Below are 16,067 nucleotides of genomic sequence, written 5' to 3'. Positions count from 1 at the left end.
CTATTACTTATTTTTTGTAAACAAAAAACAGCAATAAATATATGGTAAGTATAAGTATCTATCGATGTTTACCCTTGCATTAGAGAGTAAAGCCATCCAAAATAATGTTTTGAATTAGTCTTAATTTTTTTGTAATTATTGGATATAACACAAGATAACTTTCGATAGTATTCTCATAACTAGTTATTAATAGAATATCAGCATAATTCTAAAGATTTTTGAAAAGCGATCGCTTAAAGAAAGAAGTTTTTAAAACCAAATTATATAATTATTCTTGGTTTTGCTTTATCAACTATGCAAAGACAAGAAATATTAGCAAAAATGTTACTCTTTGCAGCACAAAGATATTCTTAAATCCGTCATTATGTGTGAAGTTTGGATTTGCGATTTGAGATTTGAGATTACTTTCCTAGAAGCGATTGTATTTTTTACCTCACTCTTCCCCTCTTCCCCTCTTTCCCTCTTTCCCTCTTTCCCTCTTTCCCCTGCCCCCTGCTCCCCTGCCTCTTCTTGACACGGATGATAAAATTGGCTCTACCTTGGAGCCCAATATCCAAATTAGAGGAGTGTGTGAGGATTCATGAACAATTTACTATTGAGTGCATTACGAAAAAAAAATGGGAATAAATTCAGTTTAGGTAACATTTTTCTGCTGTCGTTAATCAATATATTATTTTTAACAGCCTGTTCTTCACCAAATTCTCCTCCTGGGGCAAATTCTGCTGACTCCGCTACAAATAAAACCCTACGGCTGCTATATTGGCAAGCACCAACTATCCTCAACCCCCACTTAGCCAATGGAACCAAAGATTTTGAAGGTAGTCGCATTACTTATGAACCTCTGGCAAGTTATGACAAAGATGGTAAATTAATACCTTTCCTGGCCGCAGAAATACCTACCTTGGAAAATGGGGGAATTGCCAAAGATGGTAAATCTGTTACTTGGAAACTCAAGCAGGGTGTGAAATGGTCTGATGGTAAACCTTTTAGCTCAGCAGATGTGGTTTTTACTTACAAATTTTTCTCTAACCCCGAAACAGGTTCCAGTACCACTACAGAATTACTTAAAAGTGTCGAAGCCATTGACGACTATACCGTTAAAATTAATTTTAAGGACATTAACCCAGATTGGTCAGTAGCTTTCGTAGGTGAAAACGGCATGGTACTACCTAAGCATATTTTTGAGAAATATAATGGTGCCAATGCTAGGGAAGCTCCAGCAAATTTAAAGCCTGTGGGTACTGGCCCCTACAAAGTAGTAGAATTTAAACCTGGGGATATTGTTGTTTTTGAGCCAAATAAATTCTTTCGGGAAGCAGATAAGCTGTTTTTTGAGCGCGTAGAAATGAAGGGTGGTGGGGATGCAACTTCCGCAGCGAGAGCAGTGTTGCAGACACAAGATGCAGACTATGGTTGGAACATCCAGGTAGAAGCACCAATTCTCAAACAGTTGCAAGCATCAGGTAAGGGGAAACTAGCAAGCAGTTTTGGAGGTAGTGTAGAGCGAATTTTACTTAATTTTACCGATCCCAATCAAGCAACTCCAGATGGAGAACGTTCTAGTCTCAAGTTTCCCCATCCTTTCTTTCGTGACAAGAAAGTGCGTCAGGCTTTTAGTTATATTATTGACCGAGATAACATTTCTCAAAGATTATACGGTGCTACTGGTAACGCGACTGCAAATATTCTTGTCGCACCGGATATTTATAAGTCTCCGAATAATACCTACGAATTTAACCTGAAAAAAGCAGCTGCTTTATTGGATGAAGCGGGATGGAAAGATAGTAATGGTAAGGGTATTCGAGATAAAAATGGCACAGAAATGAAGGTTGTGTTTCAAACTTCCGTTAATCCTGTGCGACAAAAAACCCAGGAAGTAGTCAAACAAGCATTAACATCTGTGGGTGTAGATGTAGAGCTAAAAAATATTGATGGGAGTATTTTCTTCTCCAATGATCCTGCGAACCCAGACACCATTAGTCATTTCTATGCAGACATGGAAATGTTTACTACTGGTAATACTAATCCAGATCCTGGGATATATTTGAGGCGGTGGACTTGCGATCAAATTTCTCAGAAAAGCAATAATTGGACACGGCAAAATTATCCACGCTACTGTAATCCTAAATATGACAAACTTTGGAAACAATCCACAACTGAGTTGAATCCTGAGAAACGTCGGCAGTTATTTATCCAGATGAATGATTTGTTGATTGCAGATGTGGTACTAATTCCTGTAGTTGCTCGTGCAGATGTGAGTGCGGTGAGCAATAGTCTTGTGGGTGTGGATTTAACTCCTTGGGATGCGGAGACGTGGAATATTAAAGATTGGCGGCGAAAGTAGGTGATACCATTTTGACAAAAGAATAGGACAGATGGGTAGGGGCACGGCATCCATAATCTTTCAATATATAAAAGTATCTTAATGGTGCCGTGCCCTTACGAAGAATTTATGTGTTGCAAACATTAAAGGTAAGATAGAATACATTGTGAAACCCTGTTTGCAAAAATATGCCTTTAGATTTAGGAACTATCGGCGCTATAGTCAAGGTAGTAATTCCCCTAGCCAAACCACTAATTGCTAGAATTAATAGTGCTTGCAATCCTGATGATTTTGCAAAAGCTTTAAAGGCTGGGATTATGGCTGCTAAGGAATGGGATGAAAAGCAGCTCTATGAACAGCAATTGTTTTATTCCTGTGATGATAAGCAACAACAAGATATTTTAACCAGGTTTTTTAAAAATGCATCGGTGCTGTCAGAATTACAAAAACCCCTGCAAGATAAAACAAGCCCTAGCTTAGATTTATTAATTGAAATTTGGCACAATCTCAAAGCAGATAATCATCAATGGCAATTTCCTGAAAACAGTATTAATAATTGGCTAAAAAAATTTATAGAGACTTATTTTGTCAAAACTACCGCCTATTTAGAGATTAAAATTGCCCAAGCAGATTATCTCCAACAAATATCTTACTACTTTGATGATGTTAAATTTGCAGGCATAGCTGTAGAAGGACAGGAGACAGATAAGACAGGAGTTCATCTGCCACAAATATTTGTGATGCCTGATGTGGTGGAAATGGCATCGACAAATTCTCTACAGGATTTGGGATTTATAGAAGCAGGTTCCAACTCCCAAAATATTAATCAACGTCAAGTAGAATTATTACAAGAGCAACGTCAAATGTTCAGGCTGGGAGGAGGTAAGGGCAGAAAGTTTTCCGCACAAGAATTCTTGACTGAAACTAAATCTCATAAATTTGTTTTGCTGGGGACACCAGGTTCGGGTAAAACGACTTTGATGAGCTATTTTGCTGTCACATTAGCTCAGAATCAAATCCAACCAAGGACAGATTTACAAACCGAAGAAAATTTCTTGCCAATTTTAATTAAAATTCGAGATTTAGTTAGATATGCAGATAGTCTGAGTATTTTAGAATTTATCCGACAGTTTGCAATTAGTAATTTGCAGGTGAAACAGCTACCATCGGCATTCTTTGAATATTGGCTAGAAGATGGTAAAGCCTTAATTTTACTCGATGGCTTGGATGAGGTAGCAAAACCAGGAAGACGATATGAAATTGTTCAGCGAATTGATAATTTTTTAAAGCAGTTTCCATCCAATAGAACCATTATTACGTCTCGCCCAGCAGGGTATCGCCGGGACTTTTTCCGCACAGACGAGTTTCCCCACTATCAGTTACAGTTATTTGATGATGACAAAATCAAAAGATTCACTGAGAACTGGTATAAAAGCCGCTTTCAAGATCCAACAGAAGCCACAAGAAGGCAAGAAAGTTTGCAAAAAGCTTTAGCAGAGCAAAAGCGCATCCAAGAATTAGCCCGTAACCCACTACTCTTAACAATTATTGCCCTAATTCATCGTTATGAGGCACATCTTCCCAGACAACGCTACAAACTTTATGAACGGGCGATGAATACCCTATTAACTAATTGGGATGCAGGTAAAGAACTGAATTATAAATTGCCTTTTGAATATCTAAATCGGGATGATATTCCCCGCTTAATGCAACAGCTTGCTTACTGGATTCATACCCAAGGAGGTACGGGGGATAAAGAAGGGGGAACACTGATTGATAAAGATGAATTGATTAAGCAATTAAGCAAGTTTATTGCCGAACAAAAACGCCTACAGCGACATCAAGCTAAATCAGAAGCGCAACGGTTTATAGATCATATTCGGGAACGGACAGGTTTGTTAAATGAACAAGGGCAAGACTGTTATGCTTTTGTCCATAAGACATTTCAGGAATATTTAGCAGCAGAGGATATCCGCTACCGTCAGGAAGATGAAGAATTTGAGGTGGTGTTGGAGCATATTGAAAGGTATCTTTGTGATGCCCATTGGCGAGAGGTTTTGCTGTTGTTAATTGCCCAGCAAAAGCCGAAAAAAGCGACTAAAACTATTAAGCATATCTTGGAGCAATCTACACTCTATGAACAATGGCTGCACCGAAATCTATTTTTTGCAGCTAGCTGTTTGGCGGAAGATTTAGAAGTTGCTAATGATGTTTTGGTGACAGATATTTTACAGCAATTAGTGGGTTTGGAAATAAGTGATGATGAGCAGGTTGGTGAAACAATCCGCACGCAGGTTTTTAAGAGCCTTTGCAGTTTGAATGAAAGTAGGTTTGAAGCTGAAGCACTGCAACTTTTGAAAAATTCAGGGGAATGGATGAAGCAAGTGCCGTTGCAAGTGCGATTGCAGGAATATCGTGGAACTTTGGGAGAAAAAGAGGAAGCAATAAAAACACTATTGGCACTACTTGTAGATGAGTATTTTTATATGCGTAGAGTTGCTGCTTATGCCTTGAGCAGATTGGGTAATGGTTCACCAGAAGTAATATCAGCATTATTAGCACAGCTAGGGGATGAGGATCAGGTCGTGGGCAACTTGGGTAATGGGACACCACAAATAGTAAAACCACTGTTAGCACGGCTAGAGGATGAGGATTCTGATGTCCGTTGGAATACTGCTAATGCCTTGGGAAACTTGGGTAATGGGACACCTGAAGTAGTAGAACCACTTTTTGAACGTCTAGGAGATGAGAATTGTTTTGTGCGTATACATGCTGTTCACGCTTTGGGCAACTTGGGTAATAGGGTGCCCCAGTTAGTAGAAGCACTTTTAGCACAGCTAGAGGATGAGGAGTCTAAGGTGCGTAGACATGCTGCTAATGCCTTGGGCAAGTTGGGTAAAGACTGTAGCGATATTACTACTGTTGTGGTCGAATGGATTTCCCAGCACCAAGATAGCGAATATATAGGTAGTGGTATTGATGCGTTGTGGAATTTGGTAGCAACAGATGATATCAGTTCTGTTTGATTAGAAAGTTATCGTTGCTTGGTCATTGCTATCACGGTTTCAACAGTCAACCCTGAAATATTGCCAAGGGTGGGCAAAGTATCAGCTCCAGCATAAATCAGTGGTAATTCTTGATTTTCCCAAACCCAGATTTGTTGTCGCTGAATATCAATCAGCCAAGCAAGCTGAGTCCCATTACTCAAGCAGTGGAGGATTTTATTTTGTAGTTCTAAGGTACCTTGATCGGGGGAGCGAATTTCAATTAACCAGTCCGGTGAACCTGGAAATGAGCCATCTTCATCGGAGAGGCGATCGCTCTTAATAATGGAAATATCAGGCACGGGAGACATGGGAGGTACGATACACCTGAGTTCTTGGATAGCTTCGTAGGTGGTGGTTTGTTGGTTTATTAGCCCGTAATTCATTGCAGGGAGGGAAAGAAAGGCAAAGCGCGGTTTTCAGGGTGATGTATGTAAAAATTTGTTATCCTCACTGGCAATTTTTGTATTGCATTCAACTGAGATTAGTACTATTATTCAGGAATAAAGAAAAAACATTTATCATGTCAGTGCCATTGAAAAGTCTTCCCTTGCTAACTATGGCAGCTGCTAGAGATTTATAAGGTGATTTCTGAAAATAATTTTACCAGTGACAATGGCGCAGGTTAATTTGTAGTCCCTTAGTAATTTTAGTTCTGGAAATTTCCTAAGAGTTGCCTGAAATATATTTTCTGACCGAAAAAGAAAAGGATACAAGCCCTCAAATTTATTTGTGGAAAAATAATTGTGCCGCGATGCATAAGTACAAGGCGCAATAATTCCTTATTTCAAGCCCCTGACTTTAGACATGGGGTCAATCCAAAATCCAAAATCCAAAATCCAAAATTGTTTGACTCAAGAACGCTGACCAGTCACTATATATGCTACTCGTTGACCAATATTTGTGGCGTGATCTGCCATTCTTTCTAAACAACGAATTGCTAACCCCAATAACAAAATTGGTTCCACCGCTCCTTGGATATCGCTTTGAGAAGCTAAGATTTGATATAAACGCTCGTAAGAATCGTCTACATCATTATCTAATTCCTTCATCCTTCTACCACCAGCTCCATCCAATTCCGCTAATGACACCAAGCTAGTAGCCAACATACTTTGGGCTTGATGAGACATAATAGCAACATCCGGCAAACAAGGATGGGGAGGATAAGGGAAATTCTTGACTGCGATTTCACCAATATCCTTGGCATAATCACCAATCCGTTCCAAGTCTCGCACTAACTGCATAAAAGCACTCAGACAGCGTAAGTCATGGGCTACAGGTGCTTGTAATGTCATAATAGCAACACAATCAACCTCTATTTGCTTATAAAAGCGATCAATTTGTTTATCTAATAGGGGAATTTGCTCGGCTGAATGTAAATCCCGTTCAAATAGAGCTTGATGACTTAGACGGGAAGAACGCTCTACTAAAGCTCCCATGCGTAAAATGTCCTGCTCTATGGCTCTAATTTTTTTTGTTAACTGGGGTCTTCCAGAACTTTCGTCGTAAAGGAGTGATTTTAATGTTTTAACTTCAAACATAGATAAAAAATATTAAATAAAATTGATTAAATTATAGTTTCAGCTCAGATGATTTGCCACCTCATTTTGAGGAAGTAGTATTCGTAACTTTGCTCCACCAGTCTGGGGGTCATTCATAGCTTGAATAAAACCTTCGTGGGCTAAAACAATTTGGCGGACAATGGCTAAACCTAAACCACTTCCTGCAATCAATGTATTTCCATTCCCTGCTTTTTCTTGTAAACGGACACGGGATTCATCACCTCGATAAAATCTTTCAAATACATTAGGTAAATCTTTATCTGCAAAACCTTTTCCTGAATCAATAATGTTAACTCCTAGTAATGGTTGGTTATTTTTTATCATAGTCTCTGTGTTAATATGAATGGTTCCCCCATCAGGGGTATATTTGATGGCATTATCCAGTAAATTCAGAAACACTTGATACATTTGGGAACTATCGACATTAATCCATACTTCTTCACAATTAGTATCAGATATGTGAATTTGACGGCGCTTTGCCAATGGCTCTAAAGTTTCCCAAACCGAGAGAATTAGCGATCGCAATTCAACAGGCTGACGGTGTAATGTGATACTGGCATTTGTTTCGAGTTGTGTTAATTCTAACCATCTTTGAACCAAATCAATTAGCCGGTCAACCTCTTGTAACAGACGATTCACCAGGCGATTAAACGGAGCATCTAAGCGATCTTGTAAAGTCTCCACCACCAAACGAATGGATGTCAGGGGAGTCCTCAGTTCGTGAGCTAAATCAGAAAAAGCACGATCACGAGCTTTATGAACATCCAATAAGGGTTGGCGATTTTCGAGAAAAACAGCTACTTCTCCATTCACTAAAGGGAAACTATAGCCTCTAATCGCTAAAGATTCCATATTAACCCCAGTCGCGTCGTGATCACAAGATGGGTGATATACCCATTCTGCAGATTGAAATTCTTGGCGTTTGCGAGTTTGTTCGATTAACCGATCTAATTCGTAAGAACGTACTAACTCTAATAACAACCTTAACTTTCCAGACTGCCATCTTTGTAGACTGAGCATTTGTTTTGCATGGTGATTACACAACAGAAGTTGATTGTCTTCATCCACATGCAAATATGCTATTGGTGCTAAATCTAGCAGTTGTTGGTAATCGTGCAGCTGTTGTTGTAAACCGAGCTTTTGTTGTTCTAAAACAGTAATTTTATGTTGCAATTGATGAATTAAAGGTAGTTCTCCTCCAGAAGAACGGGGTGCAAAATTTTTCGGTACTTTTCCTAAGTAACGTTCAGTTTGTAGCTTTTGCCACATCCATAACCCTAAACCGACTGCTAAACCAGTTAAAAATAATATTAGCTGCATTACAATAGCTGGTTACTATATATCAAATAACAATCTAACAATTATCCAAATCCATAACCAAAACTGCGTATAGTCACAACTTCTTCGGGATGACTGGGTTTTTGTTCTAACTTTTCTCGTAACCAGCGAATGTGAATATCCACATAATAGCTGGTTACTATATATCAAATAACAATCTAACAATTATCCAAATCTATAACCAAAACCACGTATCGTCACAATATATTCGGGATGACTGGGGTCTTGTTCTAATTTTTCTCGTAACCAGCGAATGTGAACATCCACAGTTTTACTATCTCCCACAAAATCTGGGCCCCAGACTTGATCTAATAATTGCTCCCGTGACCAAACTCTGCGGGTGTAACTCATAAATAATTCCAACAGACGAAATTCTTTAGGTGACAAATTCACCTCTTCACCCCTTGCCAATACGCGACATTCCTGGGGATACATACTAATCTCTTTATATTCTAAAATTGGGTCTGGGGTGGCAGTTAAGCGTTGGCGGCGTAGTAAAGCACGACACCTGGCTATTAGTTCCCTCATACTAAAGGGTTTGGTCAGATAATCATCTGCTCCTACCTCTAATCCCAGTACCCTATCTGTCTCACTACCTTTAGCGCTTAAAATCAAAATAGGGGTTGTATTTCCTTGATGTCTCAGTAAGCGACAAATATCCAGCCCATTGATTTGTGGCAACATCAAGTCAAGAACAACTAAATCAAATTTAGCTTCTCCTGAGTTGGCTTCAGAATTCGTAAGATAATCTAAAGCTGTTCGACCATTATCAACTGTAACTGGCATATAACCTTCTTCTGACAATGCCAAAGCAATTGTTTCTCTAATCAACTCTTCGTCTTCTACTATGAGAATTCGATTAGTAGTTCTGGTGTCTGTCTTATAAGGAGACTTGACCGCTTCACTGGTATACATTAGTATTCAGAGTGATTTCATTCAGGTTTCTGTATCAATAATAATTATCTAATTATTTTGTTCATCTATCTAGACCTTGAGGGTATATATTTACCTAAAGTTGCTAGTTAATACCAAGAGAGAAAAATAATTGCGATAGATAAAAAGAAAGAAAAGCTTATGTAGTAACTCTTTCACAATCCCGGACAGTTGTTCATGGGGGAAACCAACGCCAGTCGTCTGCGACGAGAAACCCCTACGGGTTGCGCCACTTGCTTTATGCCGGGAAACCAGTCCACCGCAATGGCTTACCGTCTACAACGCTGGCTCCCCAAGACCACACTGTCCTCAAAATCGTTCGACTGAGCGCTCACAATGAAGTCTAAAATCTAAAATCCAAAATGGTATAAGCTCCCCGGCTTCTGGAAAAAATCGGGGAGCTTGTAAAGTCAATTTTGATACTTAAATACTACTCAATATCTATTGATTGAGGCCCACTAGATTTGCCATTCTGTACCTCAGTTGTGGTGGATATATTAGTATTATAACTACCTTGTTGATTCAGCCAAGTTTTGACAGGATCATCATTCAAATTGAGTCGCAGCACACCAGATACTAAACCACCCATAAATGAAATTGGGTGCTGGGCAAATTCTTGAAATAGTGGTTGTAACTCAGTTAAAAACATAAATAACCTCCTGCCACTAAAAAATTATTGGTCACTAATTTATCCTAACCTGTTTCGCCAAAGCTGGTTAGGGTGGGCATTGCCCACCTGATTGCTGTTGAGAAAGTACAAGTCAACTCTGTGGTTACCGGACCAGAAGAAGCAGGGGGAAAAGGTGCAGTCTTACAGGGGAAATGCTGTTTTCCTCTGCTGTGGAGCGTAGCGAAAACTTGGTTTCAAACCCTCCAAAGTCGCTCTACTTGGGGAGACCCCAAGACCCCACTGCTCTCTATATTTATATATGGGGTTTCTCCCCTGCTCCCTGCTCCCTGCTCACCTGCCTCTTCGTGACAGTTTCTTCCGGCATCATACACTTATCAGAATCACAGCCAGCAGGGCCAGCTTCCAGTAATTCACCTGTATCATAATGACTGAGTGCAGCATGAAAATCATCGGTTTGCCGACGTTTTTCCACTTCTTCCATTAACTTCTCATACTGTTGCTGATTGATTGGTTCAAATGGCAGACGAGGGAAAGCTTGCAAATCGTCAAATCGGGCTAATAGTGCAGCACTAATGTAACCTTCATCATTATGGATGGCTTCATAAATGCGAGTACCTAGGGCTTCTACTTCATTCTCTCGCAATTCTACGGTGGCAGAGGTGTTATGAGCTGTATAAAACTTCTGTACCTGCATATAGAAGTCCATTTGAGCCAAAGCACTGAATTTACTGATATCAATTTCATCAGCACCAGGTAAATTAGCCCAAGGTACGGCTACGGGTATTTCTACTAGCCATTCTGTACATCGGGGATCTAAGGGATCATCAAGTAAATTACCGTTGTCATCCTTATCTGTTTGGGAAGGCACAACATTGTAGCCATATTCCAAACAAGCCAAAGCGACTGGATCATTTTTGCGGAAAGTAATCCGACGGAGAAATCTTTGAGCTTTGGGAGGATGCCATCCTGGAGAAGCTCCAGTTAGCAAAGACTTCGTGCCACTAGGTTGGACTGTAGTACAACGATTGGGACGTTTGATCTGGTGGCGAGTACAATAATCCCACACTACGCGATGCACAATCTCTTTCCAGCGACTGAGATATTCTTGCTCCTTGTGTTTAAAGGTTAAACCTTCTGGTGTTTCTGGTCTACCTCGCTCCCACCAACGCAGCCAATCTACCCCAAAAGCATGGACAAAGAAATCAAATAAACCAGTGAAGGATACACCAACAATTGGATCTAATTCCCGGCTGGATTGATAACGGGGTTCTACAAATTTATGATTTAACAATACGGCTACGGATAAAGCCCCAGCAGTGAATGCTTCCTCCTGTTCTTGATAGTTTTGGGGATCGATTTGATTTAAGTGAATCTCGCTAAGATTACAATTTCCAGTCAGGGTATTGCCAAAAACTCCCTTGTGATGTTCAGGCTCGTTAAAACAGTAAGTATCGTGTAGTCCTGGTAATTCTTCAACATTATTGACAATTTGCCACTTGCCCTTATGCTTAGGTAGTTGACCTTTACTGATATCCAAACGCTGACAAGGAATTTCACCACAGTTGGTAATTTGCAAGTAATATAAATCTCTACTTCTCACGCCCAGATTAGTTATAGCACCCTTATGGGCACAAAGATTTAAGGATGAGCGAATGCCACACTTGGTAAGTAATAACTGGATGCGATAAGCACGCTCGTAATCAGAGATATATACTCTAATTCCATTACTGTGAGTATTTGAGCCATCTGTATCCGCCAGACCAGCGATAAAATGTAGAATTGCTTGGCGATTCCAACTAGCTATAATATTTATTGCTTCTGGATTTGTTTTTAATGACTTTAACAACTCTCCAGAAAACCCAATCTCAGTTACATCTGTAAAAACTGGCAAATAATCATATTCTCTTTCTGGGGATTTATTCCCAACTACTGCTAAAGCGGCTTTCTGATTATATAACCTAATCTTGGCATTATTTTTTTGGTCTGTAGTTCCATCACCTACAGCTACACCCAAAGTATAGGCATAACTGGGATCTATGCCTATCCCATCTGTATACTCAATAGTAAAAGGTTGGGTATGGATGGCATATTTACTAACATCCATCAAGTCTTTTGTTTGGACTTCTTTGTAGTTTTTGTTGAACCTATCTTTTACAAAGAAGCGATGATATTCGGTTGCATCCAAATAGGTTCCGTCTTCAAATCTAACTCGATAGAGTTTGCGATTATTACCTGTTTTTAATGGTTTAACTTTACTCCATCTTTCACCATTCCAAATTTCCACTTCGCACCCAATTAAATCTTTAATTTTGTGCATTCCATCCCTAGTGATCAGTAGGGTATCACCACTAACACAGTGAAAATTACTGCCAATAATTTCACCGCAATTATGAGCAACAACTCCATTGGCATCAAACCGCGAGACTGCTGGTACAGTACAATCAAAAACTTCCTCTACACCATCAGGTATAATTTCTTTGATTTTTACAGTAAACCGTTCACGATTTGGTTTTCGTTTGTATCTGCTCAGTAATTCTTGTACTTGTTGAGCTTTTTTAGGTTCCTGGAATCCAACAATCTCCTGGAAAACATACAGATTATCATTGGATATTACTAGCTCATGTTGCGTTTTACCAAAATAAGGAGCAAGTTCACGATTACTATCAGGAAGGTAACGATAACCCTCTGAACGACGTTCTTGATAAATAGTGGAAATAATGCCTAATCGTGCCAGCATTCTTTGAACAATTTTCAAAGTTTCCAGGTTGCTTTGTGCCAGTCTAACACTAACACCCTTTTGCTGAGTTCCTTGAACACTACCATCAGCATCAAATAAACCCCTAAGAAAGCCACGATAAAATTCATAACTAGCTTGCTCAACTTCGGGAGTAATCACCTTCAGATGTTGATATAAGCCAAAGGAGTTCGCCAGCTTTGCCAAATTTGCTGAACTTACCTCGTAGTATTTGTTATTGCTGTTATAACATCCTTGGAGATTTTGTGAGTAGCAAGGGGATTGCGGTAGATTATTCACCAAGGCTAAAGCATACTCTTTCATTTCAACTTGAGTATCTCCCCAATATCTCAGTTTAGCTTGATAGGAGTAATTAGACTGGTTTGCAGAAAAACAGACATCTCCGAGAAAATTTCCTAACAGCCATCCTTCATCAAAACTACCCACACCATCCCAAGGCAGTAGATTTCGATGATTGTGAACCATAATATAGTCATCGGGGTTCAAATTTTGAGTTTCTACCCATTCGGTGTATTGTTTTTTCTGTGTTTGAGCAGTTACCTTAAGTAGTTGATGGTTGCCAGTCAAGCGCAATTCGTAACCTTCTTGAGTTATAACTTTAAAAATTGGCTTGACCCCAGTAAAAAAGAAGCCATCTTTCGTAGTGCTAAAAAGCTCTCCATCAACATAAACAGATTGCTGTGTGCCAATTAAATCTTTAACTTGTCGCGCACCTTGTTCTGTATGAATCCAACTATCACCAGTAATGCACGGGTTGAGTCCATACCTACCCAAACGATGCTCTAATTCCTGAGCATCCATATTGAGATGGCGTTCTTGTATCCATTCCTTAGCTTTACCTTGCTCGTAAGCCTGTAAAAATTCAACCTTTAACCCCGAAGAGGAGAACAAATCACCATTTGCCCTGGCTACAGCTTCACCAGCCCACTGAATCGCGCCTTCTCCACTGTAATATTGTTTACGAACAGCATTGATACATTCTTCTAAGGTAGGCTTTTGATGGAACACCCGAGTATGGTTAGCCATCCGTAAAGCATCCCGTTCTGGATCAATGCGCCAGTTACCTTCCCCATCTTGTTGCCAAAGATTAGACTTGGCATCAGCAAATAAATCATCGTCGCTAATTCCTTGACGAATCCCCGCACTTCTGCGGATATTGCCCGCAACAATTGTTACAGATGCTTCGTCAATCAATAAACAACATTCGACAGAATTTAGTTGTCTCCCCACAGCTTTATTGAGAATCCCAGCACAACGGCTATACAATCCAGGCAATTTCACCGGATTTGCAACCCCACCAAAACCCTTAAGGGTTTCTCCTGCTTGACGGACATCGCTGAGATCCACAAAAACTTGAACTTCCCCAGAAAAGTCCTCACTTGCAGCTAACTCAAACAGGGTTTGATAGGATTTTACCCAACCTTGGCGACTATCACCCACGTAGATAGTCGCCGTATTGCCTTCAATTTTGACCTCTGTCTCCTCCCGACGCAAATCCTGGGGTATGGAACCAATTTCACCTTGCATGGTGATATTTAAAAGATTACGGATGGATGGTAGTTGATTAATATACTTTGGTTCCAGGACCGCCCCAGTTCCTGCTCCCATCATCGCCAAATCCATCATTAAAGCAAAAGCTCGCCAATCTACTAGGTTTGTGGAAGTGCAGTTATAACCCCCGGAGAAGTTACTAGGCTTGGTAATCCAATCCGTGCCCCCTACCCATAACCAGCGCCCGCTCACCAGGGATTTTAATTGACGCTGGGTTCGTCCAATAATCTCTGCTTCTTGGCTAGTTAGCTTGCCCAACTCTACCAAGCTTTGGATAGTGCGATCGCACACTTGTGACCATGTTTCCCGCAAACCGGCTTTAGTACGACGGCTATAGGTTCTAAAAAACACAGGATTGGCTGCTGGAGCAGTTTCTGGAAATTTTGTTACACTCTGGCGGTTTCTCTCAAGCTCTCGAACCATAATTCTAATTCAGGATCTTGTTTTTTTCTCAACAGATTATGACTATACGCCAAGAATACGTAAGGTAAAAGATTGTCAAATAGACCATTTTACGCTATCTATATGACCGTATGAAATGTTAAGATAACCTAATGTCCCTTGCTCCTTGGCGATCGCTAATTAGTCGTGCCCTACACCTTAACCGTAGTCTGGTTTATGCCCGTTACTTCCAATTAGCGACTGTGAAAAAAAATGGTCGCCCTGCAAATCGCACTGTAGTTTTTCGGGGTTTTTGGGGGGAGACAAATAAGTTAAAAATTATCACAGATAGCCGCAGCCAAAAATTTACAGAAATTCAAGAACAATCTGGGGGAGAAATTTGTTGGTATTTCCCTAAAACCCGCGAACAATTTCGTTTAAGTGGGGAAATTACCCTGATTGGTTGTAACAATTATGGCCAAGATTTTCAGCAAGCCCGTCAGTCAACTTGGCAAGAAATTTCAGATAATGCTCGGGTACAATTTGCTTGGGCACATCCAAGAGAAAAACGAGCTAATTTTCAGACCTTTTCACCACCGCCTCCAGATCCTATTGTGCCTTTAGATAATTTTTGTTTGCTATTATTTGAACCTCTACAAGTTGACCATTTGCAATTAAGAGGGGAACCACAGAATCGCTGGCTTTATAGTCAGAATGAATTGGGTGATTGGGAAACTTTGGAGGTTAATCCTTAGAGGATGTTTGAAAAATCAGGTATGTTGTAAAAAAACCCTCTCATTATAAGCTGTGAATGGGTATTTTGACCAAAAAGAAAAGGATATAAGCCCCCAAATTTATTTGTGAAAGCTCCCTTTTTCTTCTAATCTATCTTTTCCTCTTGTCTTCTTGTCTTCCCTGCTCCCATTCGGACTTCGGCGTGAGCGCTCAATCAAACGCTGAGCTCATGACGAAGCCTATTCCCCTACCCTCTGACTTCTAAGCAGGAGGGGGCAGGGGGCAGGGAGCAGGGGGAAGGAAAAATTATACTTAGATAATTGGTGGTGCAAATTATTTTTCATCGGGACTGCCTCTGACTGACTCGCGATCGCTGCTTGGTGACAGATTTGAGCTAATTCAGTAGTTGAAGGGTTGACTGGCAATGCCGTACTTTCTGGGTTGAGAAATAAACTATTCTTAATCGCTGCCTTCAGAAAAGGTCTGCCTAATTTTGTCATCATCGGGACAAGAAGGGAACTAACCGCGATCGCGCTTAATCCTGCTAAGGGTTACAGGATGGTTCCCCTGAACGTCTTCAACGATCTCTTTTAAATGCAGTGAAAGTATAGACTTATCCTAATGAATCAATGACATAATATTTTCCTCAATAACGATCAAGATTAATACTATCGATGTTTTAGTTATTCCCCAATTTTCCCCATTCCTCAGGAAGTACATTGGCAATTACTTCAAAACTTTTACCACTAGGTTTAAGAATATAAGCCATACCCTGTGGATCTGGATAAATACCAGTTGCAGCTTCAAATATATC

General features: G+C 40.1%; 10 protein-coding genes and 1 pseudogene. 3 read left to right on the top strand and 8 right to left on the bottom strand.

Annotated elements, in window-relative coordinates:
• Window positions 1-580 precede the first annotated feature (580 nt).
• A complete protein-coding gene (locus CALSC_RS11620) occupies window positions 581-2,344 on the top strand; it encodes a peptide ABC transporter substrate-binding protein (RefSeq protein WP_088241510.1) in 1,764 nt (587 codons plus the stop codon).
• Window positions 2,345-2,511: 167 nt separating this feature from the next.
• Complete coding sequence (locus CALSC_RS11615; RefSeq protein ID WP_088241509.1) at window positions 2,512-5,349, top strand: NACHT domain-containing protein; 2,838 nt, start codon at window positions 2,512-2,514, stop codon at window positions 5,347-5,349.
• Between the two features lie 8 nt (window positions 5,350-5,357).
• On the opposite strand, the gene CALSC_RS11610 is transcribed toward CALSC_RS11615, so the two are convergent.
• The 7 genes and pseudogenes from CALSC_RS11610 to nrdJ form a co-directional block, all read right to left on the bottom strand.
• Window positions 5,358-5,753 carry a Uma2 family endonuclease gene (locus CALSC_RS11610; protein WP_088241508.1) on the bottom strand — a complete coding sequence of 132 codons (396 nt, stop codon included), beginning with the start codon at window positions 5,751-5,753 and terminating at the stop codon, window positions 5,358-5,360.
• A 468-nt stretch (window positions 5,754-6,221) separates the two neighbouring features.
• Window positions 6,222-6,908, bottom strand: a complete 687-nt coding sequence (phoU, locus tag CALSC_RS11605; RefSeq protein ID WP_088241507.1) for a phosphate signaling complex protein PhoU — start codon at window positions 6,906-6,908, stop codon at window positions 6,222-6,224.
• Between the two features lie 39 nt (window positions 6,909-6,947).
• Entirely contained in the window at window positions 6,948-8,249 is a 1,302-nt protein-coding gene (locus CALSC_RS11600) for a PAS domain-containing sensor histidine kinase (protein ID WP_088241506.1), read from the bottom strand.
• Window positions 8,250-8,290: 41 nt separating this feature from the next.
• Window positions 8,291-8,401: pseudogene (locus CALSC_RS27840) on the bottom strand (winged helix-turn-helix domain-containing protein); the annotation flags it as partial.
• Between the two features lie 31 nt (window positions 8,402-8,432).
• Entirely contained in the window at window positions 8,433-9,182 is a 750-nt protein-coding gene (locus CALSC_RS11590; protein ID WP_088241504.1) for a winged helix-turn-helix domain-containing protein, read from the bottom strand.
• Window positions 9,183-9,630: 448 nt separating this feature from the next.
• The gene (locus CALSC_RS11585; protein ID WP_088241503.1) at window positions 9,631-9,849 is read right to left on the bottom strand and encodes a hypothetical protein; all 219 of its coding nucleotides are present in this window, start codon (window positions 9,847-9,849) and stop codon (window positions 9,631-9,633) included.
• A 274-nt stretch (window positions 9,850-10,123) separates the two neighbouring features.
• Window positions 10,124-14,560: a ribonucleoside-triphosphate reductase, adenosylcobalamin-dependent gene (gene nrdJ / locus CALSC_RS11580; protein WP_088241502.1), complete on the bottom strand. Its 4,437-nt coding sequence runs from the start codon at window positions 14,558-14,560 to the stop codon at window positions 10,124-10,126.
• A 131-nt stretch (window positions 14,561-14,691) separates the two neighbouring features.
• Here nrdJ and CALSC_RS11575 point away from each other — a divergent pair, with 131 nt between their 5' ends.
• Complete coding sequence (locus CALSC_RS11575) at window positions 14,692-15,273, top strand: Npun_F5749 family FMN-dependent PPOX-type flavoprotein (RefSeq protein WP_088241501.1); 582 nt, start codon at window positions 14,692-14,694, stop codon at window positions 15,271-15,273.
• 219 nt (window positions 15,274-15,492) lie between these two features.
• Here the strand turns inward: CALSC_RS11575 and CALSC_RS11570 are convergent, their stop codons facing one another.
• Window positions 15,493-15,756 (bottom strand): hypothetical protein, encoded by a 264-nt coding sequence (locus CALSC_RS11570; protein WP_143288231.1) that lies wholly within the window; start codon window positions 15,754-15,756, stop codon window positions 15,493-15,495.
• Window positions 15,757-16,067: the final 311 nt, after the last annotated feature.

The sequence above is a fragment of the Calothrix rhizosoleniae SC01 genome (assembly GCF_900185595.1).
GTDB lineage: Bacteria > Cyanobacteriota > Cyanobacteriia > Cyanobacteriales > Nostocaceae > Calothrix_A > Calothrix_A rhizosoleniae.
Note: the sequence above shows the minus strand (reverse complement) of the source record. Positions and strands in the feature narration are given on the sequence as shown.

What these genes read in the sequence shown, in the direction of transcription:
- CALSC_RS11615 (WP_088241509.1), top strand. Translation starts at nt 2,512, where the DNA reads ATGCCTTTAGATTTAGGAACTATCGGCGCTATAGTCAAGGTAGTAATT.
- CALSC_RS11575 (WP_088241501.1), top strand. Translation starts at nt 14,692, where the DNA reads ATGTCCCTTGCTCCTTGGCGATCGCTAATTAGTCGTGCCCTACACCTT.
- CALSC_RS11610 (WP_088241508.1), bottom strand. Translation starts at nt 5,753, where the DNA reads ATGAATTACGGGCTAATAAACCAACAAACCACCACCTACGAAGCTATC.
- CALSC_RS11590 (WP_088241504.1), bottom strand. Translation starts at nt 9,182, where the DNA reads ATGTATACCAGTGAAGCGGTCAAGTCTCCTTATAAGACAGACACCAGA.
- CALSC_RS11620 (WP_088241510.1), top strand. Translation starts at nt 581, where the DNA reads ATGAACAATTTACTATTGAGTGCATTACGAAAAAAAAATGGGAATAAA.
- phoU (WP_088241507.1), bottom strand. Translation starts at nt 6,908, where the DNA reads ATGTTTGAAGTTAAAACATTAAAATCACTCCTTTACGACGAAAGTTCT.
- CALSC_RS11570 (WP_143288231.1), bottom strand. Translation starts at nt 15,756, where the DNA reads ATGATGACAAAATTAGGCAGACCTTTTCTGAAGGCAGCGATTAAGAAT.
- CALSC_RS11585 (WP_088241503.1), bottom strand. Translation starts at nt 9,849, where the DNA reads ATGTTTTTAACTGAGTTACAACCACTATTTCAAGAATTTGCCCAGCAC.
- nrdJ (WP_088241502.1), bottom strand. Translation starts at nt 14,560, where the DNA reads ATGGTTCGAGAGCTTGAGAGAAACCGCCAGAGTGTAACAAAATTTCCA.
- CALSC_RS11600 (WP_088241506.1), bottom strand. Translation starts at nt 8,249, where the DNA reads ATGCAGCTAATATTATTTTTAACTGGTTTAGCAGTCGGTTTAGGGTTA.